The 19008-nt window shown below is 71.8% G+C and carries 25 protein-coding genes; 11 read left to right on the top strand and 14 right to left on the bottom strand.

Going from position 1 to position 19008, the window contains the following annotated elements; translation table 11 throughout:
• Nucleotides 1–6: 6 nt before the first annotated feature.
• Nucleotides 7–189: a hypothetical protein gene (locus ACZZ9K_RS07770; protein ID WP_138801858.1), complete on the top strand. Its 183-nt coding sequence runs from the start codon at nt 7–9 to the stop codon at nt 187–189.
• Between the two features lie 87 nt (nt 190–276).
• Here ACZZ9K_RS07770 and ACZZ9K_RS07765 read toward each other — a convergent pair whose 3' ends face one another.
• The 4 genes from ACZZ9K_RS07765 to ACZZ9K_RS07750 all read right to left on the bottom strand — a co-directional run bounded on the left by ACZZ9K_RS07765 (nt 277) and on the right by ACZZ9K_RS07750 (nt 2923).
• A complete protein-coding gene (locus tag ACZZ9K_RS07765; protein WP_232750604.1) occupies nt 277–579 on the bottom strand; it encodes a putative quinol monooxygenase in 303 nt (100 codons plus the stop codon).
• A gap of 63 nt (nt 580–642) precedes the next feature.
• On the bottom strand, nt 643–1527 hold the full coding sequence (locus ACZZ9K_RS07760; RefSeq protein ID WP_301625638.1) for a 5-oxoprolinase subunit C family protein: 885 nt from the start codon (nt 1525–1527) through the stop codon (nt 643–645).
• Nucleotides 1524–2165, bottom strand: coding sequence for a 5-oxoprolinase subunit B family protein (locus tag ACZZ9K_RS07755; protein WP_463443755.1), 642 nt, complete (start codon nt 2163–2165; stop codon nt 1524–1526). The genes ACZZ9K_RS07760 and ACZZ9K_RS07755 overlap by 4 nt, the downstream gene beginning before the upstream one ends.
• Complete coding sequence (locus ACZZ9K_RS07750; protein ID WP_463443754.1) at nt 2162–2923, bottom strand: LamB/YcsF family protein; 762 nt, start codon at nt 2921–2923, stop codon at nt 2162–2164. Before ACZZ9K_RS07750 ends, ACZZ9K_RS07755 begins: the two co-directional genes overlap by 4 nt.
• Nucleotides 2924–3092: 169 nt before the next feature.
• Here ACZZ9K_RS07750 and ACZZ9K_RS07745 point away from each other — a divergent pair, with 169 nt between their 5' ends.
• Together ACZZ9K_RS07745 and ACZZ9K_RS07740 are read left to right on the top strand one after the other, a co-directional pair.
• Entirely contained in the window at nt 3093–3263 is a 171-nt protein-coding gene (locus ACZZ9K_RS07745) for a hypothetical protein (protein WP_173035184.1), read from the top strand.
• A 215-nt stretch (nt 3264–3478) separates the two neighbouring features.
• Nucleotides 3479–4843, top strand: coding sequence for an MFS transporter (locus ACZZ9K_RS07740; protein ID WP_463443753.1), 1365 nt, complete (start codon nt 3479–3481; stop codon nt 4841–4843).
• 117 nt (nt 4844–4960) lie between these two features.
• Here ACZZ9K_RS07740 and ACZZ9K_RS07735 read toward each other — a convergent pair whose 3' ends face one another.
• From ACZZ9K_RS07735 to ACZZ9K_RS07725, 3 genes are all read right to left on the bottom strand, one after another.
• Entirely contained in the window at nt 4961–5305 is a 345-nt protein-coding gene (locus tag ACZZ9K_RS07735; protein WP_110864146.1) for a hypothetical protein, read from the bottom strand.
• A gap of 146 nt (nt 5306–5451) precedes the next feature.
• Nucleotides 5452–5838: an alpha/beta hydrolase gene (locus ACZZ9K_RS07730; protein ID WP_463443752.1), complete on the bottom strand. Its 387-nt coding sequence runs from the start codon at nt 5836–5838 to the stop codon at nt 5452–5454.
• Nucleotides 5832–6281, bottom strand: coding sequence for an alpha/beta hydrolase fold domain-containing protein (locus ACZZ9K_RS07725; protein ID WP_463443751.1), 450 nt, complete (start codon nt 6279–6281; stop codon nt 5832–5834). The genes ACZZ9K_RS07730 and ACZZ9K_RS07725 overlap by 7 nt, the downstream gene beginning before the upstream one ends.
• Nucleotides 6282–6414: 133 nt before the next feature.
• Between ACZZ9K_RS07725 and ACZZ9K_RS07720 the strand changes: the two genes are divergently transcribed.
• Nucleotides 6415–7020, top strand: coding sequence for an LppP/LprE family lipoprotein (locus ACZZ9K_RS07720; RefSeq protein ID WP_463443750.1), 606 nt, complete (start codon nt 6415–6417; stop codon nt 7018–7020).
• On the opposite strand, the gene ACZZ9K_RS07715 is transcribed toward ACZZ9K_RS07720, so the two are convergent.
• Nucleotides 7014–7679 carry a hypothetical protein gene (locus ACZZ9K_RS07715; protein ID WP_463443749.1) on the bottom strand — a complete coding sequence of 222 codons (666 nt, stop codon included), beginning with the start codon at nt 7677–7679 and terminating at the stop codon, nt 7014–7016. The genes ACZZ9K_RS07720 and ACZZ9K_RS07715 overlap by 7 nt on opposite strands.
• 57 nt (nt 7680–7736) lie before the next feature.
• On the opposite strand from ACZZ9K_RS07715, the gene ACZZ9K_RS07710 reads away from it, so the two are divergent.
• The 3 genes from ACZZ9K_RS07710 to ACZZ9K_RS07700 all read left to right on the top strand — a co-directional run bounded on the left by ACZZ9K_RS07710 (nt 7737) and on the right by ACZZ9K_RS07700 (nt 9687).
• The gene (locus tag ACZZ9K_RS07710; RefSeq protein ID WP_463443748.1) at nt 7737–8768 is read left to right on the top strand and encodes a YeiH family protein; all 1032 of its coding nucleotides are present in this window, start codon (nt 7737–7739) and stop codon (nt 8766–8768) included.
• Nucleotides 8769–8845: 77 nt separating this feature from the next.
• Nucleotides 8846–9457, top strand: coding sequence for a hypothetical protein (locus tag ACZZ9K_RS07705; RefSeq protein ID WP_463443747.1), 612 nt, complete (start codon nt 8846–8848; stop codon nt 9455–9457).
• Nucleotides 9457–9687, top strand: a complete 231-nt coding sequence (locus tag ACZZ9K_RS07700; RefSeq protein ID WP_071245067.1) for a helix-turn-helix domain-containing protein — start codon at nt 9457–9459, stop codon at nt 9685–9687. Before ACZZ9K_RS07705 ends, ACZZ9K_RS07700 begins: the two co-directional genes overlap by 1 nt.
• An 80-nt stretch (nt 9688–9767) precedes the next feature.
• On the opposite strand, the gene ACZZ9K_RS07695 is transcribed toward ACZZ9K_RS07700, so the two are convergent.
• The 4 genes from ACZZ9K_RS07695 to ACZZ9K_RS07680 all read right to left on the bottom strand — a co-directional run bounded on the left by ACZZ9K_RS07695 (nt 9768) and on the right by ACZZ9K_RS07680 (nt 14036).
• The gene (locus tag ACZZ9K_RS07695) at nt 9768–10844 is read right to left on the bottom strand and encodes an ABC transporter permease (RefSeq protein ID WP_138801848.1); all 1077 of its coding nucleotides are present in this window, start codon (nt 10842–10844) and stop codon (nt 9768–9770) included.
• A complete protein-coding gene (locus ACZZ9K_RS07690; RefSeq protein WP_138801847.1) occupies nt 10841–11722 on the bottom strand; it encodes an ABC transporter ATP-binding protein in 882 nt (293 codons plus the stop codon). Before ACZZ9K_RS07690 ends, ACZZ9K_RS07695 begins: the two co-directional genes overlap by 4 nt.
• Nucleotides 11723–12063: 341 nt before the next feature.
• Nucleotides 12064–12780, bottom strand: coding sequence for a response regulator transcription factor (locus tag ACZZ9K_RS07685; RefSeq protein ID WP_349849612.1), 717 nt, complete (start codon nt 12778–12780; stop codon nt 12064–12066).
• Nucleotides 12762–14036, bottom strand: coding sequence for a sensor histidine kinase (locus tag ACZZ9K_RS07680; protein WP_463443746.1), 1275 nt, complete (start codon nt 14034–14036; stop codon nt 12762–12764). The genes ACZZ9K_RS07685 and ACZZ9K_RS07680 overlap by 19 nt, the downstream gene beginning before the upstream one ends.
• 65 nt (nt 14037–14101) lie before the next feature.
• On the opposite strand from ACZZ9K_RS07680, the gene ACZZ9K_RS07675 reads away from it, so the two are divergent.
• Complete coding sequence (locus ACZZ9K_RS07675; protein ID WP_463443745.1) at nt 14102–14446, top strand: YciI family protein; 345 nt, start codon at nt 14102–14104, stop codon at nt 14444–14446.
• On the opposite strand, the gene ACZZ9K_RS07670 is transcribed toward ACZZ9K_RS07675, so the two are convergent.
• Entirely contained in the window at nt 14352–15554 is a 1203-nt protein-coding gene (locus tag ACZZ9K_RS07670; RefSeq protein WP_463443744.1) for an MFS transporter, read from the bottom strand. The genes ACZZ9K_RS07675 and ACZZ9K_RS07670 overlap by 95 nt on opposite strands.
• A gap of 62 nt (nt 15555–15616) precedes the next feature.
• On the opposite strand from ACZZ9K_RS07670, the gene ACZZ9K_RS07665 reads away from it, so the two are divergent.
• A complete protein-coding gene (locus tag ACZZ9K_RS07665) occupies nt 15617–16204 on the top strand; it encodes a TetR/AcrR family transcriptional regulator (protein ID WP_463443743.1) in 588 nt (195 codons plus the stop codon).
• Nucleotides 16201–17094: an alpha/beta hydrolase gene (locus tag ACZZ9K_RS07660; RefSeq protein WP_463443742.1), complete on the top strand. Its 894-nt coding sequence runs from the start codon at nt 16201–16203 to the stop codon at nt 17092–17094. Before ACZZ9K_RS07665 ends, ACZZ9K_RS07660 begins: the two co-directional genes overlap by 4 nt.
• Nucleotides 17095–17212: 118 nt before the next feature.
• Here the strand turns inward: ACZZ9K_RS07660 and ACZZ9K_RS07655 are convergent, their stop codons facing one another.
• Complete coding sequence (locus tag ACZZ9K_RS07655) at nt 17213–17695, bottom strand: ATP-dependent zinc protease family protein (RefSeq protein WP_027465989.1); 483 nt, start codon at nt 17693–17695, stop codon at nt 17213–17215.
• A gap of 87 nt (nt 17696–17782) precedes the next feature.
• Between ACZZ9K_RS07655 and ACZZ9K_RS07650 the strand changes: the two genes are divergently transcribed.
• Nucleotides 17783–18976, top strand: a complete 1194-nt coding sequence (locus ACZZ9K_RS07650; protein WP_463443741.1) for a RimK family alpha-L-glutamate ligase — start codon at nt 17783–17785, stop codon at nt 18974–18976.
• Nucleotides 18977–19008: the final 32 nt, after the last annotated feature.

Below are 19008 nucleotides of genomic sequence, written 5' to 3'. Positions count from 1 at the left end.
GGGGCCATGAGCGATCCGAAGGACGACGAGACCCTCGACGACTTCCGCGAGGCGCAGGACACCGACTACGAACCGGAGCCGGCCGTGCTCGACCCCGACGACCTGCCGGTGGTCGACGACGCGGACGACGAACTGCTCCCCGACGACGACCGACCGGTGCCGCTCGACACCGACGACGACACGGTCTGAGCCATCGCGCCGCCGTCGTGCCGCGGTGCCGGTGCCGACGTCGGCGTCAGCACCGGCGTTGGCGTCAGTTTCGGTGTCGGTATCCGCTCAGTCGAGCGGCAGGGTCCGCGCGAAGGTGCGGGTGACCGGAGCGGCGGCGAGGAACGGTGCCATCGCCGGAGCGCCCTCCGGCGTCGCACGCCAGGCCACGTAGGTGTCGTGGTCCTCGGCGGTCGTCCACGACTCGACGACGACCATGCGCGCCGGGTCCTCGTCGTCGACCAGGACCTCGAGCGACTCCAGGCCGTGGAACGACGCGGTCTGTTCGAGCGTCTCGCGGATCGCACCCCGGAGTGCGTCGTCGGGGGCATCGCTCTGGAACTGGACCTCGAGCAGGACGGTCATCGACATGGGGAACCTTTCGTCAGCGGTGTCCAAGCCAACCCCTGACCCCCTGCGCTTGTTCCGGGTCGGTCAGTCGACGATGCGGAACCGGAGCGGATCGCCCGGACGGAGCTGCGCCGCGAGGTCGATCGACGACGGTGTCAGGACCGCGACGACCGGGTAGCCGCCGGTGACCGGGTGGTCGGCGAGGAACAGCACGGGGAAGCCCTCGGGCGGCACCTGCAGTGAACCGGTCTCCACGCCCTCGCTCGGCAGCTCGCGTGCCACGGAGCGGACGAGCGGCGTCTCGGCCGTGGTGCGGACCCCCACGCGGTCGCTGTCCGCACTGACGGAGAAGTCCTGACCGGTCAGGGTCGCACGCCACTCCGGGGTGAACCAGTCGTCGCGCGGTCCGGGCACCACGTCGAGCACGACCGGCTCGTCGGGCCACCGGAGCTCGGGCTGCGGCACCGCGTCGACGATCGGCCACGACACCCGGGCGTCACCGACGGGCAGGACGTCACCGGCGGACAGCGGCGGCGGACCGAGGCGCGCGAGGGAGTCCCACGAGCGACTGCCGAGCACCGGGTCGACCGCGAAGCCACCGAGGACCGCGACGTAGGTGCGCAGGCCCACGGTCGCGGTGCCGATCCGGAGCGTGTCGCCCGGAGCCAGCAGCAGCACCTCGTGTGACGCCGCCCCGCGGACCGACCCGTCCGCCCGCTCGACCTCGACGGGGCAGGCCGCGCCGGTGGTGGCCGCGACCACGTACGCGTCGGCGCGCAGCGTGACGGAGCCGAGCAGGGCCTCCAGGACGGCCGCGTCGGGACGGTTGCCGACCAGCCGGTTGGCGAGCGCTGCGGACCCGCGGTCGGCTGCTCCGGCCGCGCCGAGGCCCATGTCGCTGAAGCCCGGGCGCCCGAGGTCCTGCGTGGTCGCGCCGTAGCCGACCTGCACGACGGTCAGCGCGGTCATGCCGCACCCGCCACGACGAAGTGGACGAGCGTGCCGGCGGGGGCGAGCGCCGGGGGCGTGCGGTCGAGCGACCACATCGGGACGTCGGTGCGGCCGATGAGCTGCCAGCCGCCGGGGGAGGTCCTCGGGTAGACGGCGCTGAACTCGCCGGCCACCGCGACGGCCCCGCTCGGGACGGCCGTGCGGGCGGTGCTGCGGCGGGGCAGGTCGAGCGGCCGATCGCTGCCGGTCAGGTAGCTGAAGCCGGGTGCGAAGCCGCAGAACGCGCTCGTCCAGAGCTGTCCGGTGTGCCACGCCACGAGTTCGTCACGCCGCATGCCGGTCAGCTCGGTGACGGTGTCGAGGTCCTCGCCGTCGTAGGTGACGGGGATGACGAGCGGGTCGGCGTCGTGCGCTTCGCGCGTGGCGCTGACCGGGCTGACCGGGCTGACCTGCGTGAGCTCGGTGCGGAGCCGCCCGGCGTCCGTCGTGGTCGGGTCGAAGCGGAGCAGCAGCGTGCGGGCGCCGGAGACGACCTCGGTCAGCCCCGGCAGGGCAGCCTGCGCGAGCCCGGCGCGGAAGGCGACGACGTCGGCGAGGGAGCCGAACGTGGCGAGGAGTGCGGTGCCGCCCGCGGAGCGGACCTCCGGACCAGTCACGGTGCGAAGGGCGCGATCGTCACGCCGTGCTCGGTCAGCAGCGCTCGGATGGCTCGGGCCATCGCGACCGCGTCGGGGGAGTCGCCGTGGACGCAGACCGAGTCGGCACGCACGGCGATCTCGGACCCGTCGACAGCGTTCGCGACCCCGTCGGTGACCATGCGGAGCACCCGGGCTGCGACCTCGTCCGGGTCGTGCAGCACCGACCCCGGCTGCTTCCGTGACACCAGTGAGCCGTCGGGTTCGTAGGCGCGGTCGGCGAAGGACTCGCTCACCGCGCGGAGCCCGTGCCGCTCGGCCGCCAGCAGCAGCTCCGACCCGGGCAGCGCGAGCACGGCGAGGGACGGGTCGACGTCGGCCACGGCGCGGACGACGGCCTCGGCCTGCACCGGGTCGGCGCAGGCGGTGTTGTACAGGGCGCCGTGCGGCTTGACGTAGGTGACGGCCGTGCCGGCGACGTGCGCAGTGGTGGCCATCGCGCCGAGCTGGTGGACGACGTCGGCGTACAGCTCGTCGGGGGTGACGTGCACGGGTCGGCGGCCGAACCCGATCAGGTCGCGGTAGGCCACGTGTGCCCCGACCGCCACACCACGTCCGGCGGCGGCGCGGGCGGTGGCGAGCATGATCGTCGGGTCGCCGGCGTGGAACCCGCACGCGACGTTGGCGCTCGAGACGACGTCGAGCATCGCGGCGTCGTCGCCCATGGCCCAGGCGCCGAAGCCCTCGCCCAGGTCGCTGTTCAGGTCGATCGTGGTCACGGGTGCTCCCTGTCCTCGCGGGTTGTTGAACAATCTACCGATCGTCCCGGTCCCTGTCATCCGTTGCCTCCGGGTGGACGGCGGTTTCCGAGGTGCGCCACGTACTGTCCGAGTCCTCAGTACCACCGGCGGCAGTGCTGCCGGATCGATCTCTGCACTGGAGCAGCTCATGACCGACAGTGACAACACGCAGGACGCCCCGAAGAACGACTCCGAGGGCACCGAGAAGCCGGGCGGCCTCGGCGACGACAACACCATCCCGAACAACCCCGACGGCCTGGCCGCGGGCCACACGGGTGACGACTCGCACTTCAACCCGGAAGAGGACGGCGAGCACTAGCGGCCCCTTCCGGCCTGCGGGTCGATGCAGAACGACACCGTCGTTGTCCTCCGACAACGGCGGTGTCGTTCTGCGTCGGCGCCACGTGCGTCCGCACCCGACGAAACATGCGTCACAAAACCTTCCGGCACGAGGTTTCCGGTGCTACAGTCCCGATCACCTAGCAGCACTAGGGATTCGCGGGCGCCGAAGCCCCTGTGACTCAAGGAGGAGTCATGTCGACACCGACGTCGAAGGAAGAACCCACGCGGGGCATCGCCGGGACCGCGTCCCCAGCGGTCACCGCAGCCGCCGGAGCCACCGCCACGGACGCCGCGGCGTCCCGAGCGTTCTCGGTCGAGGGCATCACGCAGTCGGTCAGCACCGTCCGGGTGGGCCGCGGCTACCTCTGGGGCCTCAGCTTCGCCCAGTTCGGCCTGTTCGTCGCCCTGCTCACGCCCGTCTTCGTGAGCATGTCGATCAAGGCGACGGAGCTGAACCCGACGAGCCCCGAGACCGTCGTCGGCTCGGTCCTGCCGTTCGGCGCGCTCGGCGCCCTGTTCGCCAACCCCCTGTTCGGCGCGCTCTCCGACCGCACCCGCACGCGGTGGGGACGTCGCCGCCCCTGGATGGTCGGCGGTGTCGTCGTCTTCGTCGGTTCCCTCGCCTGGCTCGCGTTCTCGCCCGACGTGCTCCAGCTCACCCTGGCCTGGGTGCTGGCGCAGGTCTCCGCCAACGCGGTCCTGTCCACGCTCACGGCGAGCTTCGCCGACAACGTGCCGGAGTTCCAGCGTGGCAAGGCCTCGAGCGTCATCGCGCTGGCACAGAACATCGCGATCCTGGCCGGGCTCTACCTGGCCGTGTACCTGGTCGGCAACCTGCCGGTCCTGTTCATCGCACCGGGCGTCCTGGCGATCTTCGCGGTCCTCGTCTACTCGTTCGTCGCCCGTGACGACCTGCCGACGACGCCGGTCAAGCCCTTCAGCTGGATCAACCTGATCAGCTCGTTCTGGACGAACCCGATCAAGCACCGCGACTTCGGGCTCGCGTGGTGGGGCCGTTTCCTCATCACCTTCGGCACGTTCATGTTCACGACGTACCGACTCCTCTACATGCAGGACCGCATCGGACTCCCGCAGGGCGAAGCGGTCGGGGTCGTCGCGTTCGGCGTGCTGCTGTACACGATCGCCCTGCTCGTCAGTGCGGCCGTCTCCGGCTGGGTGTCCGACCGGATCCAGCGTCGCAAGGTCTTCGTCTGGGGTTCGACGGCCATGACCGCCGTCGGCCTGGTGATCCTGGCCCACGTCGACAGCGTCGGCGGGTTCTACTTCGCCGAGATCGTCCTCGGTTTCGCCTTCGGCATCTACGCCGCCATCGACACCGCCCTGATCGTCGACGTGCTGCCCGACCCGGAGCGCCCCGGCAAGGACCTCGGTGTCATCAACATCGCCAACGCCCTGCCGCAGTCGCTCGCCCCCGCCGTCGGTCTGTTCCTGCTCGGCATCGGTGGTGGCCAGAACTACACGCTCATGCTCTGGGGTGCCGGCGTCGCCGTCATCCTCGGCGCCCTGGTGATCCTGCCCATCAAGTCGGTCCGCTGACCGACGCGACCGCCTGGAGGCGCGACCTGCGTCCGCGACGCACGCCGCGCCTCCAGGCGGTCACCTCCACCCCACGTACCCGTCTGTTCATGCGCCGTGACGAGCAGGGGGCATGGCTCAGAGCTGCGGTGTGCGCCTGCCGAACAGTGCGTCGAGGAACCGCGAGAACCGCGACTCCGGTTCGTGGGGCGTCTCGATCGAGCGGGTCGGGGAGCGGAACGCCAGGTCGTGCAGCATGTTCCGCTTCGATCCGTCCCAGTTCGCGAACAGGTAGGTCCCGCCGATGAAGGACATGCTCCGGACCGGCGTGCGCTTCCACGAGTCGGCAGCCACGTAGTACCCCGCGTGGCCGGCGCGGATGTGCTGGATCACGGTGTCCACGTCGATGACACCGGTCGGTGTCACGACGGCGGTGATGCCCGTGCGGTCGCGGGCGACGTACTCGATGAGGTGTTCGGTCACGATGGAACTCTTCGTCACGGTGGTGAGGCGCCACGGCAGGGAGCGTGGCGAAGGGGATTCGGAACCGCCGTTGCTTCCGTTTCCAGAGTACGTCCGCCGCGGGCGTGCCGTCCCCGGATGTCCGCCGTTCGCAGGCGGATGAGCGTTCAGCGGATGGGGGTCCGGCCGGCCCAGTCCACGATGCGTTCGATCGTGTCGTCGAAGTCCCGCGTGCCGGGTCGGTTGAGGAACGCGTGACGGCTGTCCGGCAGGACGTGTCGTTCGACCTCGATGTCCGCTGCCTCGAGCTCGTCCGCGAATCGTTCGCCCGACGCGCGCATCACGTCCCGCTCGGCGTCGATCACCAGGGTGCGGGGGAACCCGCCGAGGTCGTCGGGCGCCGGGTAGACCGCAGTGGGGCGGCCGCCCGCGTACGCCCGGTTGCTCAGGTCGAGCAGCAGCGGCGCGTGCGTGAGCCGCCGGTGGCCTCGGACGAGTCGCCGCACCGCCGGGTCGCGCGGGAGTCGGGCGTGGAGGAACCCGTAGGTCAGCACGAGGCCGACCAGCGGCGGGCGGTCGCGACCGCGGATGCCGCCAGGCAGGCACCGGCGCTCGCCCCGCCGAGCAGCAGGCCGGACGGTGTCTCGTGGTGCAGGTGGCGGAGGACGGCGACGATCTCGTCCCGCGCGTGCGGCGCTCGTCGTCGCCCTCGCGCTCCACCCCGGCCGAGCCACGGCAGCCCGGGCAGCGGTCCGAGGCGGTAGTCGACGGTCACGACCGGCAGGCCGCGCTCGGCGAGTGCCCGTGCGACGGCGTCGGATTCCGGCAGGTCGAGGTCGCCCCGGAAGAACCCGCCGCCGTGCACCCAGACCAGGGTCGGGGATCCCGTGCCGCCGCTCCGGTCCAGGGGTCGGTAGCGCCTGATGGGGACCGGCCCGTGCGGTCCGTCGATCCGGTCATCGGCGACCTCGATCGTGTCCTGGTGCTTCCCCCGCATGGGAGCAGTGTCGCAGCACGCGGGCGGGAGTCAGGCTCGCGTCGCTTCAACTCGCGTCCGTCAGGAGCGTCGTGCGGGACACGGCCCGGTAACGATGCGGGCGACCGCTCGGCCGGGCAGGCAGCGTGGAGGCATGCGCCTGACGAGAGCCGCCCTGATCCTGACCACTGCGACCCTGGCAGCGCTGCTGACGGGGTGTTCCGGCGCGGACGGAGCGGACGGCGGTGCTGCGACCCCGACCGTGACCGAGACCGTCACTGCCCCGCCCTCCGACGCCGCGAGCGCGTCGACCCCGACGCGGACGCCGACGCCCACCCCCACCCCGACGTGTGGCCCGTCGAGCGGTGCCGAGGCTGCGGCCGATGGCATCGCGGCCCTGCCGTTGCCCGCCGGACTCGAGGATGCGAAGTGGGACGCCGCGAACGCCGACTACTCCGGCTACGACGCCTGCGCGCCGCTGTCCTGGTCCGTGGTCGCACCCGAGTTCGGCACGGCAGGATCCCCGTACGCGATCCTGCTGTTCCACGAAGGCCGGTACCTCGGCACGGCCACTGCCCAGCAGTACGCCTTCGAGCCGACCGTCGAACGACAGAGCGACTCGGCCGTCACGGTGACCTACCGGTTCGCCGAGGCTGGCGAGCCGAACGCAGCGCCCTCCGGCCTCACCACGGCCACCTTCACCTGGAATGACGAGACCGGCCGGGTCGAGATGACGGGGGACACCCCGCCCGCTCAGTGACGGTCAGCTGGCGCCGAGGCCACGCCGAGCTCCCGCTGCAGGGTGCGCAGGACCCGCACGAGGGTGTCGAGCTTGTCCGGTCCGGCTTCGAACCCACGTCCGAGGGTGGACCGCGGTTGCACGACCACGTCGTCACCGTCGGTCGTGGTGATCCAGACGCCGAAGTCGGCACGCTGGCCGCGGGACTCCCTCGTCGCGACGGAGAACCGCCGGATGCGCGCCCACGGCAGGTCGAACACCGGCGCGTCCCGTGACGGTGCCCACCCGTGCAGGCCGAACTCGTCGACGGTCCAGACCTCGGGGCGGGGCTTCGGGAAGTCGTCGGAGGTGCGCAGGCCGGACGTCAGCACGGGCAGGTGGAACCGAGGTGCCCGGCCCGCTCCGATGCGCGCGAGCGTCCGGCGGTCGCCTCGCCTGGCGGACAGCGTCGACACGGCCAGCAGCAGCCCGAACCCCGTGACCACGATCGGCCACAGCACGAACGACCCCTGCGTCCGGGCACTGTCGATGCCGCGCAGGAAGTCCGGGAACGCGAACTCGGCGACGAGCGCGGCGAGCCCCACCGCCGTGGTGACGACCGCCGCGAGCAGCACCGGCCCCCGCTTCGGCATCTCCCCGTCGCGCAGCCGCTGCACCCACCGTTCCCCGGAGTACTCCACCGTGCCATCCTGCCCGTCGCGGTCACCGATCGGCCGCGGGCGCGACATGCTGTTCACATGCAGTCCGTCCGTGCCGCCGTACCCGGTGTCGCCCTCGCCGTGGCGATCGGCATCGTCGCCACCCTCGTCGGGCGGGTCGTCCCGGTGGTCGGCGGTCCCGTCCCCGCCGTCCTGATCGGTGCCGTCGTGGGGTGGCTCGTCCGGCCCCGCACCGGTGGCACGCTCGCCGCGCTGGCTCCCGGTGTGAAGTTCTCGTCCAGCCGGGTCCTGCAGTTCGCGGTGGTCCTGCTCGGCGCGCAGCTGTCCATCGGCGAGGTCCTGCGCATCGGCGGTGAGACCCTGCCGGTGATGCTCGCGACGCTCGTCGTCTGCCTGGTGGCCGCGTGGGGGATCGGCCGACTGCTCCGGGTCTCGGGCGCACTCCGCACCCTGATCGGCGTCGGGACCGGCATCTGCGGTGCCTCGGCGATCGCCGCCGTGACACCCGTCATCGGCGCGGTCAGTGCGGACGTCGCCTACGCGATGTCCACGATCTTCCTCTGCAACATCGCCGCTGTCTTCGCCTTCCCGCTGCTCGGGCACGCTCTGGGCCTCAGCCAGCACGCCTTCGGCGTCTTCGCGGGGACCGCCGTGAACGACACGTCGTCCGTCGTCGCCACCGCGACCGTCTACGGCCGCCAGGCGACCGACACCGCGGTCGTCGTGAAGCTGGTGCGCACCCTGATGATCATCCCGATCGTCATCGGGCTGGCCGGACTGGAGGCCCGCCGCGCCTCCCGCGAGCAGCTCACCCCCGCCTCGGGGCCGGGTCGCGGGTTCCGGGTGTTCCGGTTGGTGCCGTGGTTCCTGATCGGGTTCCTCGTGGTGGTACTGCTCCGGACGGTCGGGGTCCTGCCCGCGTCCGTGGCGCCGGGGTTCGCGACGGCCGCCTCGTTCCTCATCACGGTGGCGCTCGCCGCGATCGGTTGCTCGACGGACTTCGCGGCACTCCGCCGCGCCGGGTTCCGGCCGATGCTGCTCGGCATCGCGCTCTGGGTCCTGGTGGCGGGGACGAGCCTGGGCATGCAGGCGGCCTTCGGCCTGCTGTAGGGGTTGCCGGCACCGGACCTATCGTTTATCGTTGCATCGAAATTCGATGGTATCGATGATCGACAGGGGAAGCAGCCATGACCACGCCCGTCTACGAACCGCCCCGCGGGCGGAACTCCTACCTGGCCTACGTCGTCTCGTGTGCGCTCGGCATCGCGATCGTGGTGTGGCGGTACGTCGACCTGCTCGTCCACTCGATCGCCTCGGGCACCGTGGTGGTGCCGATCCGGATCCGCGAGAGCAGTACCGTCCCGCAGCCTCCGGGTGGCGCGACGGTGACGTCTGACCAGCTCGTGCTCCGGGCACCGATCGCCGACGTGCCGGGTGGTGCGATCGGGTACATCCGCGTCGGCGACGCCCTGGAGGTCCTGCTCGTCAGCGCCCTCATCGCCCTGGTGGCGGCGGTGGCCTGGAAGATCTCGCGCGGCGGGCTCTTCGACCCCTCGACCACGCGGATCCTCGACTGGCTCGTCGGCGCGGTGCTGGCCGCCGGGTTCCTGCCGTCGTTCGTCCGCCGCATGGGGTGGAACTGGGTGGTGTCGGGCCTCGGCTGGGACGGGTACCTGCCCACGCCGGTGGTGGACCACCAGTTCCTGCCCGTGTACCTCGGCCTGCTCGTCGTCGTCTGCTTCCGGTTCGCGCTCACCGCCTCGCAGCGGATGGTGCGGGACCAGGCCGGGCTGGTCTGATGCCCCCGGAACAGGAGGACGGCCACGCGGTCGTCTGTCACCTCGACGACCTGCTCGCCGAGCGGGGGATGACCCTGACCGAGCTCGCCGACCGCGTCGGCGTGACCGTCGTCAACCTCTCGGTGCTCAAGAACAACCGGGCTCGCGCGATCCGGTTCTCCACCCTCACCCGACTGTGCGAGGTGCTCGGCTGCCAGCCGGGCGACGTCTTCTCGGTGCGCACGGATTGACGACGGAAGGCCCGCCCGACGTGAGCTGATCTGCTCACGCTGGGCGGGCCTCCTGGCCGTACCTGACGGATCTGCCGGCGTCAGCCGCGCAGCGCCTCCGACAGCTTCACGCGACTGCCGGTTCGGAGCAGCGCGTTCTCGTAGACGCGGGCGCCGATGACCACGACCGCGACGACCGAAGCGGCGACGATGACGAGCGACAGGATCGGCTCCCACCACTCGGCGGTCCCCAGGAAGATCCGCATGGGCATGCCGATCGGGGCGCTGAACGGCACGTACGACATGATGCCGAGGATCGTCGGGTTGTCGTAGGCGACGATGATCAGGAAGTACGGGATCATCACGAGCATCATCACCGGGGTGGTGACGCTGCCGACGTCCTCCTGGCGGGAGACGAGTACGGCCGCCGCGGCGAACAGCGACGCCAGGAGCACGAACCCGATCGCGAAGAAGCCGATGAACCACAGGATGCTCGGGCCGAGCATCGCGAACATGTTGTCCTGCCCGGTCACCGCCAGCGTGACGATGGCGGCGACGGCCACCGCGACGATCTGCGCGAAGGCCATGATGCTGTTGCCGAGCACCTTGCCGGCGAGCAGCGCCCGGGCCGGGATCGCGGACATCAGGATCTCGACCACCCGTGTCGACTTCTCCTCGACGACACTCTGCGCGATCGACTGGCCGAACGTCACCGCCGACGCGAAGTACACGACGCCGAACGCGATGGCGATGAGGTACACCAGGCCACCCGGCAGCGCGTCCGGGTCGAGCAACTCGATGCGCGGGGTGACGCTCAACGCCGAGACGACCTCGGACGGGGCTTCGTCGAGTCCGACGACCTTGTAGCCGAGCGGGTCGTCCGACGGCACGATCGCCGCGTCGACGTCACCCTTGGTCACGAGCCGTTCGGCGTCGTCGACCGATGCCGACTCCGTGACGTCGAGCCCACTGGTGGTCGGCAGCGAGACGCCGGCGACGACGGCGACCGGGGTGGTGTCGTCGGCGGTGGCCTTGCTCACGATCCCGCCGACGACGATCGACGCGACGACCATGCCGATCAGGATGAGCGCCGAGACCACGAAGGCCTTGCTGCGGATGCGTGCCTGGATCTCACGTGCGGAGACGAGCCGCACGGCCTGCACGAAGGAGTTGTTCATCGGACGACCTCCCGGAAGACCTCGCTGAGCCGCGGCACCCGCGGCGAGAACGACCCGACGGCGCCGTGTTGGACGGCACGCTGCAGGACACGCTGGGCGGTGGTGGCGTCGGCCTCGAAGACCGCGTACCCGCCGTCGAACTCCCGCACGGCAACACCCGGCTCGTCGCGGAGCCAGGCGACGTCCCCGTCGACCAGCAGCTCCCACGCGGCGGGGCCGGCCTGCTTGCGGAGCTCCTCCTGCGGACCGGCGGCGCGGATCGTGCCACCGGCGATGACGACGACGTCGTCGCACAGCCGCTCGACCACGTCGAGCTGGTGGCTCGAGAACAGCACCGGGACGCCCCGGGCCGCGGTCTCGCGCAGGACGCCGAGCACGGTGTCGACGGCCATCGGGTCGAGGCCCGAGAACGGCTCGTCGAGCACGAGCACCTCGGGGTCGTGTGCCAGCGCCGCGGCGATCTGCACGCGCTGCTGGTTGCCGAGCGAGAGCTTCTCGACGGGGTCGCCGGCGTGTGCGGTGAGTTCGAGGCGTTCGAGCAGTTCGCCGGTGCGGGTCGTCGCCGCGCGCTTGTCGACGCCGTGCAACCGGGCCAGGTAGGTGATCTGCTCGGCCACCGGCATCTTCGGGTACAGGCCGCGTTCCTCGGGCATGTAGCCGAAGCGGCGGCGGTCGGCGGGGCGGACCGCGGTGCCGTCGATCGAGACCGAGCCGGCGTCCGCCTGGAGCACGCCGAGCATGATGCGCATGGTGGTGGTCTTGCCGGCACCGTTGCCGCCGACGAAGCCGGTGAGGCGGCCGCTGCCGACCGTGAACCCCACGTCGTCGAGCACCCGGCGGTCACCGAAGTGCTTGGTCACCCCTTCGATGGTGAGCATGTCGTTCCCCTTCGTCGCGACGCTGGTCGTCGCTGCGTCCGACGCTATTGGCCGGGAGGCACGCCCCGCCTCCGCCGCCAGGCGGGACTTGGCCAGGTGGTCGGCTCCACCGCGTGGGGGAGGACCGCGCGTCGACCCGGCTCGGCACGGTGCGCGCTTGGTGCAGATCGGCACGGTGCGGCCCTGTTCGGCTCGTGCGGGTTTGGTCGCTCGGTGCGTCGTACTGGCGGCGCACGGTGCGATCAACGCCGCACTGGCTGAGCGACCCTGCACGGTGCGGGCTGGGTGCGGGTCAGCACGGTGCGGGCTTGTTCGGCTCGTGCGGGTTCGACCCGGCTCGGTCAGCCGGCGACGCCGTGCTCGAACGCCCAGACGACGGCCTGGATGCGGTCGCGCAGTGCGAGCTTCTGCAGCACGTTCGACACGTGGGTCTTCACGGTGGCGTCACCGACGTAGAGCTCGGCGGCGATCTCCGCGTTGCTCAGGCCACGGGCGAGGAGTCGCAGCACCTCGGTCTCCCGCTCGGTGAGCCCGGCGGCGGCGAGCGCGTCCTCGCCCGTCGTCGAAGGTGTCGCGGTCGTGGTGGTCGCCGAGGGCTGCGCCGCAGCCGACGCCGTCGCCCGGCTGATCACCCGGCGTGTGACGTCCGGCGCGAGCAGGGCGTCCCCGGCTGCGACGGTCCGGACCGCGTCGATCAGCCGCTCGGGGGAGGCGTTCTTCAGCAGGAACCCGCTCGCTCCCGCCTCGAGCGCCTGGAACAGCGCGTCGTCGCTGTCGAACGTCGTGAGGATGAGCACCGCCGGCGGGGCCGGCAGCGCCGCGATCCGTCGCGCGGCCTCGAGTCCGTCGACGCCCGGCATCTGCACGTCGAGGCAGACCACGTCCGGGTTCAGCTCCTGCACGGCCTCGACCGCCCGCGCGCCGTCCGAGGCTTCGCCGACCACCCGGAACCCGGGCTCGGACTCCAGGATCACGCGGAACCCGGCGCGGACGAGCTCCTGGTCGTCGGCCAGCACGATGGTCAGGTCGGTCGTGCCGTTCACGTCGTCGGCAGCCATGCGCGCACCAGGTAGCCTCCTCGGGCTCGTGGCCCGATCTCGATCCGTCCGTCCACGGCGGCGACGCGTTCCCGCATCCCGACGTGTCCGAGCCCGCTGCCGGAGGTGCTCCGGGCGGCACGGGCACCGAGCCCGTCGTCCGCGACCTCCACCTCGACGCCGCCGTCCAGGTACCGCAGCCGGACGTCGGCGCGGGCGGTCGGGCCGGCGTGCTTGAGGATGTTCGTCACGGCTTCCTGCACGATCCGGTACGCCACCGCGGCCACCGTCGGCGGCACCGGGCGCTCGTCGCCCACGACGACGTACTCGGCGGGGTGGCCCGCCACCCGGGCGGACTCGGCCAGCTCGGCGATCCGCGTGATGCCCTCGGTGCTCGGGCCGTCGCCCCCGGCGGCCGCGAGGCCGTCCGCGTCGTCGTCCGAGCGCAGGGTGCCGAGCATCCGCCGGAGTTCCTCCACCGCGGTGCGGGCGCTCTCCTCGACCACCCCGAGTGAGGCGGTGGCCTGGGCGGGGTCGCGGTCGATCACGCGTCGTGCAGCACCCGCCTGCACGCCCATCAGCGAGACGTGGTGGGCGACGACGTCGTGCAGCTCGCGGGCGATCCGTACCCGCTCGATCGTGACGGCCTGTGCCGCGGACCGCTCCCGCTCGGCGGCGAGTTCGGCGGTGCGTTCGGCGAGCTCGTGTCGTGCGACCGCAGCGGCCCAGGCCCGGTTGCCGGCGTACCAGGCGGCGCCGAAGTAGATGACGTTGATGACGATGTTGAGCAGCGAGATCGCGACGTAGGGCGCCACGGGGGAGTCCGTGTCGTTCGGCAGGGTGTTCGGTGACGCCCACCCGAACGAGATCGCGACGAACAGCCACGCGAACATGCCACCGATGACGACCCAGCGCACCGCTTCGGCCCGCACCCGGTCGGAACACCACGCACCCACCGTGTACAGCGCGATGAAGAGCGTGAAGTTGACGAGGAAGACCTCGGGCACCTGGAGCAGCTGCGTCGCGGCGAACGCCACCGCCGACACCAGGGCCACCGACATCGGGAACCGTCGGCGGAACGCGATCGGCGCCGCGTTCGCGACGATCATCAGCGCGGAGACCCACCACTCGGCCTGGTCGTCACCGTACGTACCGGCCGACCCGTACAGGAAGGTCGTGACGGCGAGCCCGCCGGCCAGCACCACGGCGAGCACCGCGTCCTGTCGGTACTCGTGCCGCCCCACCGGCAGTCGCGACCACTCCGCCGTCGTCCCCATGCAGGAAACGCTACTGGGTGTGTTCGACCAGGAGTAGCCTGCCGCCAACGAGCAGGGGAGACGCCATGCAGTTCCTCGTCAACGTCATCGACGACGGTCAGGCCGCCGCCGTCGGCAACACGTACTCCGCGACCGACGTCGAAGCCGCCGCGGTCGATGCCTTCAACGAACGGATGGCCGACGCGATCGTGTTCGCCGCCGGGGTCTCCGCACCGGCAGACGCCACCGTGGTCGACGCCCGCGAAGGCGCGGCCGACACGACGGCCGACACGACGAACCGGCCCGACCCCGACGAGTACGTCGCCGGGTTCTGGGTCATGGACCTCCCGGACGCCGAGACGGCGGCCCGGGTGGCGCACCAGGCGTCGCAGGCGTGCAACCGGAAGATCGAGCTCCGCCCGCTGCTCTGACGGCACGGACTCCACCCGGCCGACGGAGCACCGCGGGGACGGCGCTCGCCGCGGTCACGACCGCCCCGACCGCGAACGTCGCGACGAACCCGATCGCACCGACGAGCGCTCCGGCAGCTGCGGCGCCGACGGCCTGCCCGAGCACGAGTGCGACGAACAGCATCGACGTGCCGGCCGACGACCGCTCGGCATCGATCTCGGTCGTCCACGCGATCAGCGCCCCGGTCGCCGCCGTGTAGCCCCAGCCGAACACGGCACACGCCAGCAGTGCCGCGACCGTCGACTGCGGCGCTGCCCCCAGCACCACGACGGCGACGGCGACCGACCCCGCCGTGACCGCCCAGAGCGTCCGGGCGCGCAGTCCGTTCGTCCAACGCGCGGTGACCACGACGGCCGCTCCGCCGATCCCGAGCGCGATCCAGGCCGACACCGAGACGACGACCGATGCGCCGGCCTCCACCAGCGCCGAACGTCCGTAGGTCCAGACGACGGCGGACCCCGCCCCGAACAGCAGCGCCAGCACGAGCACCCCTCGGTGCGCCGCGAACCAGGGAGCGCCGGGCAGCGGTGACCGGGACGCGGCAGTCCCGCCGCGGGACACCACGAGCAGCAGCGCTCCGATGGCCAGGGCGAACACCCCGGACACCGCCCAGGCCGTCCGCCAGTCGGGCAGCAGCACGAGTGCGAGCACGCCGGCGCCCACCAGCCCGGGGCCGGTGCCGGCGTTCACGATCGCCTGCGCGCGGCCCTGCAGCGCCTGGGGCACCTGCGCCGCGACGATCCGGACGAGGGCGGGCGACGCGAGTCCGGCGCCCGCCGACGCGACCACGGCGCTGACACCGAACGCCGGCGACCCGCCGGCCGTCGCCATGGCGATCGCACCGGCTCCCGCCACCAGGGTCGCGACCGTGACGAGCACGCGGGGCATCCGTGCGGCGAGCAGGAACCCGGCTACCGCACCGACGCAGTACAGCGCCGAGGCACCCGACGAGACCCACCCGGCGGCATCGGACCGCAGCCCCAGGTCGCGCTGCACGTCGGGCAGGAACAGCCCGTACGCCAGGCGCACCAGGCCGTAGGTGGCGGCGATCAGGCCGAGTCCGCTCACCAGGAGCAGTCGATGTCGTAACGAAAACGATCGTTTCACTTTTCAGAGCCTAGGGTGCTCTCATGGTGATGCGCCCAGGGACCGAGCAGCGGCTGCTCGACGCCGCCGAGGAGCTCTTCTTCTCACAGGGCATCGCCGCCACCCCGATCGACGCCGTCCTCGAACGGGCCGGGGTCTCGACGGCCACCCTGTACCGCGGCTACGCGAGCAAGGAGTCCCTGGTCGCCGCGGCCCTCACCCGTCGCCACGAGGACTGGATCGCCACCTGGGACCGTGCGGTCGCCGCCGAACGGGACGACCTGGGCCGACTCCTGGCGGTGTTCGACGCCCTCGACGACTACCGCTCGACGCCCACGGGCTCCCGCTGGTGCGCCTTCCTCGGCACCGCCGCCGAGTACGCGGACGCCCCCGCCGAGGTTCGACGGGTCCTGGACCTCGAGACCACCACCTTGCGCCGGCGGCTCGTGGCACAGGCGGTGCCGGTGCTCGGTCCCCGTGCCGAGGTCCTCGCCGACCAGCTGCTGCTCATCGTCTCCGGTTACCTTGCGATGCGGTTGCGCGACCCCGCGCTCGACACGACGACGGCACGGTCCGTCGCCGCGTCCCTCATCCGGGAACACACCCCTGACGGAACGGCGCCCACCACATGACCCGATCGCGTGCGGCCACGATCACCCGCCGTTCCCTGCTGATCGGTGGCACGGGCGTCGTCGCCGCGGGAGCCGTGGCCGAGGGGATCAACCTCGGCCTGCTGCCCGGACGCTCGACCCTGTACCGGGTGCTCGGTCTGGACGGCACCGACGGCACGGTCCCCGACGTCGAGCCGGTCCCCACGGCCTCCGGCACCTTCGTCTCGACCGCTCGGAACGGCCGCACCGTCGGGTGGACGATCGCGGCCCCGGCATCCGACACCCCCTTGCCGGTGGCGGTCGCCCTGCACGGCTACGGCGACGACCACACCTCGTTCTTCGGGCGGAGCCTGGGTTACGACCGGTTCCTCGCAGCGCACGTCGCCGACGGCGGAGCGCCGTTCGCGATCGCCTCGATCGACGGCGGCAACCGCTACTGGCACCCACGAGCCGACGGGGACGACCCCGCCGCGATGGTCGTCGACGAGTTCCTGCCCCTGATCGCCCGCCGCGGCTTCGACACGGACCGCCTCGCCCTGACCGGCTACTCGATGGGTGGCTTCGGTGCCCTCCGACTCGGCGGAGTCCTCGGCGCCTCGCGCGTCCGGGCCGTCTCGGCCATCAGCCCCGCGCTCTGGAAGTCGGCCGCCGACACCGCTCGCGGCGCCTTCGACGACGCCGCCGACTTCCGCGCGAACACCGTCCTCGGGCGGCAGCGCGCCCTGGACGGTGTCGCCGTCCGCGTCGACTGCGGCAACGGTGACGGGTTCGCGCCGGCGGTGCACACCTACGTCGACGGTTTCGACACGCCTCCGGCCGGAGGCTTCGCGCCCGGCGCCCACACGCACGGGTACTGGCGCCGCCTGGCGCCACAGCAGCTCGCCTTCCTCGGCCGCCACCTCGGTCACTGACCGGGCCCGCGCCCGGGACGCGCGTCGAGACGGACGGGAGGCCCGTGGCGGCCCCGCACCGCGCCTCCGGGCCGTCGACCGGTCACCGCAACGGCCCGTGCCGCGTGACCAGGAGCGCTCAGGCGCGACCGCGGTTGCGGCGCCGGATCTCCTTCGGAGCCCGCCCGGCCATGAAGGACCGTGCAGGATCGACGAGGAAGCCCTGCCGGAGCGCCTCGCGACCGACGAGCATCCGGAACCCCATCTGGTCACGGTTGCTCAAGGTGACCTCGGACTCGACGACCTGCCCGGCCAACGCGATCCGCGTGCGGACGACGATGCGCTCCTGGGTGTGTCCGGTCGAGCTGCGGACGATGCGGCGGTCGTGCACGTCGCACTCGATGGTGGAGGCGTCGGCATCGGTGTCCTGCCAGGGGTGGAGCGAGAACCGGACCCGCTCGCCGGGGAGTTCCTCGAGGTCGAAGGCGTGCAACGCGGAGCTCCGGGCGCCGGTGTCGAGCTTCACCTTGATCCACGGCACGCCGAGGTCCGGCAGTCCCGCCCACTCCCGCCACCCGGCGACGACGAGCCCGCTGTCGGAGGACTTCGGAGCTCGGGCCATGTGCCCATCCTGTCGCATGCTCCGGGGCCACGTCCGCATGCTTTGATGGAGCGTCGCCGTCGATCCGACCCAGCGGAGAACCCCTCGATGAAACTCGCCATCCTGTCGCGCGCGCCCCAGGCGTACTCGACCCAGCGCCTCCGCGCAGCGGCACTCGACCGCGGTCACGAGGTCAAGGTGCTCAACACCCTGCGCTTCGCGATCGACCTGTCCGGCGACGACCCGGACCTGCTCTACCGCGGCAAGCTGCTGAGCGACTACGACGCGGTGCTGCCGCGCATCGGCAACTCGATCACCTACTACGGCACCGCCGTGGTGCGCCAGTTCGAGCAGATGGACGTCTACACGCCGAACACGGCGAACGGCATCACGAACTCGCGCGACAAGCTCCGGGCGAACCAGATCCTGTCGCGGCACGACATCGGCATGCCGGCGACGACCTTCGTGGCCGGCCGCAACGACGTGCGCGGGGCGATCGAACGGGTCGGTGGCGCGCCCGTCGTCATCAAGCTCCTCGAGGGTACGCAGGGCATCGGCGTGATCCTGGCGCCCGAGGCGAAGGTCGCCGAGTCGATCGTCGAGACCCTGCACTCCACGAAGCAGAACGTCCTGATCCAGCGGTTCATCGCCGAGAGCCGTGGCCGTGACATCCGGGCCCTCGTCGTCGGTGACCGGGTCGTGGCGGCGATGCGCCGGACCGCCTCGGGTGACGAGTTCCGCTCGAACGTGCACCGCGGCGGCACCGTCGAGAAGGTCACGCTCTCGCCCGAGTACGAGGCCGTGGCCGTGCGCTCGGCGCAGATCATGGGCCTCAAGGTCGCCGGCGTCGACATGCTCGAGGGCAACGACGGGCCGCTCGTGATGGAGGTCAACTCCTCGCCTGGGCTCGAGGGCGTCGAGCGCGCCACCGGCCTCGACATCGCCGGTGCGATCGTCGACTTCATCGCGAACCAGGTCGCGTTCCCCGAGATCGACGTCCGTCAGCGGCTGTCCGTCTCGACCGGCTACGGCGTCGCCGAGCTCCTCGTGCACACCAACGCCGACCTGGTCGGCAAGACGATCAAGGAGTCCGGGCTCTGGGACCGTGACATCACGGTCCTCACGCTGCACCGCGGCTCGAACGTCGTCCCGAACCCGCGCAGTGGCGTCGCCCTCGAGCCGGGGGACCGCCTGCTCTGCTTCGGCAAGCTCGAGGAGATGCGGTCGATGATCCCGGAGCGCCGCAAGCGGCGCGCGAAGGTGCGGAAGCTGCCGAAGGAGCCGTTGCAGACCGAGGGTTGAGCGCTCGGGCGCTGCAGCGTCGTGACAGCCGG

The organism is Curtobacterium sp. AC268, assembly GCF_979258745.1.
Note: the sequence above shows the minus strand (reverse complement) of the source record. Positions and strands in the feature narration are given on the sequence as shown.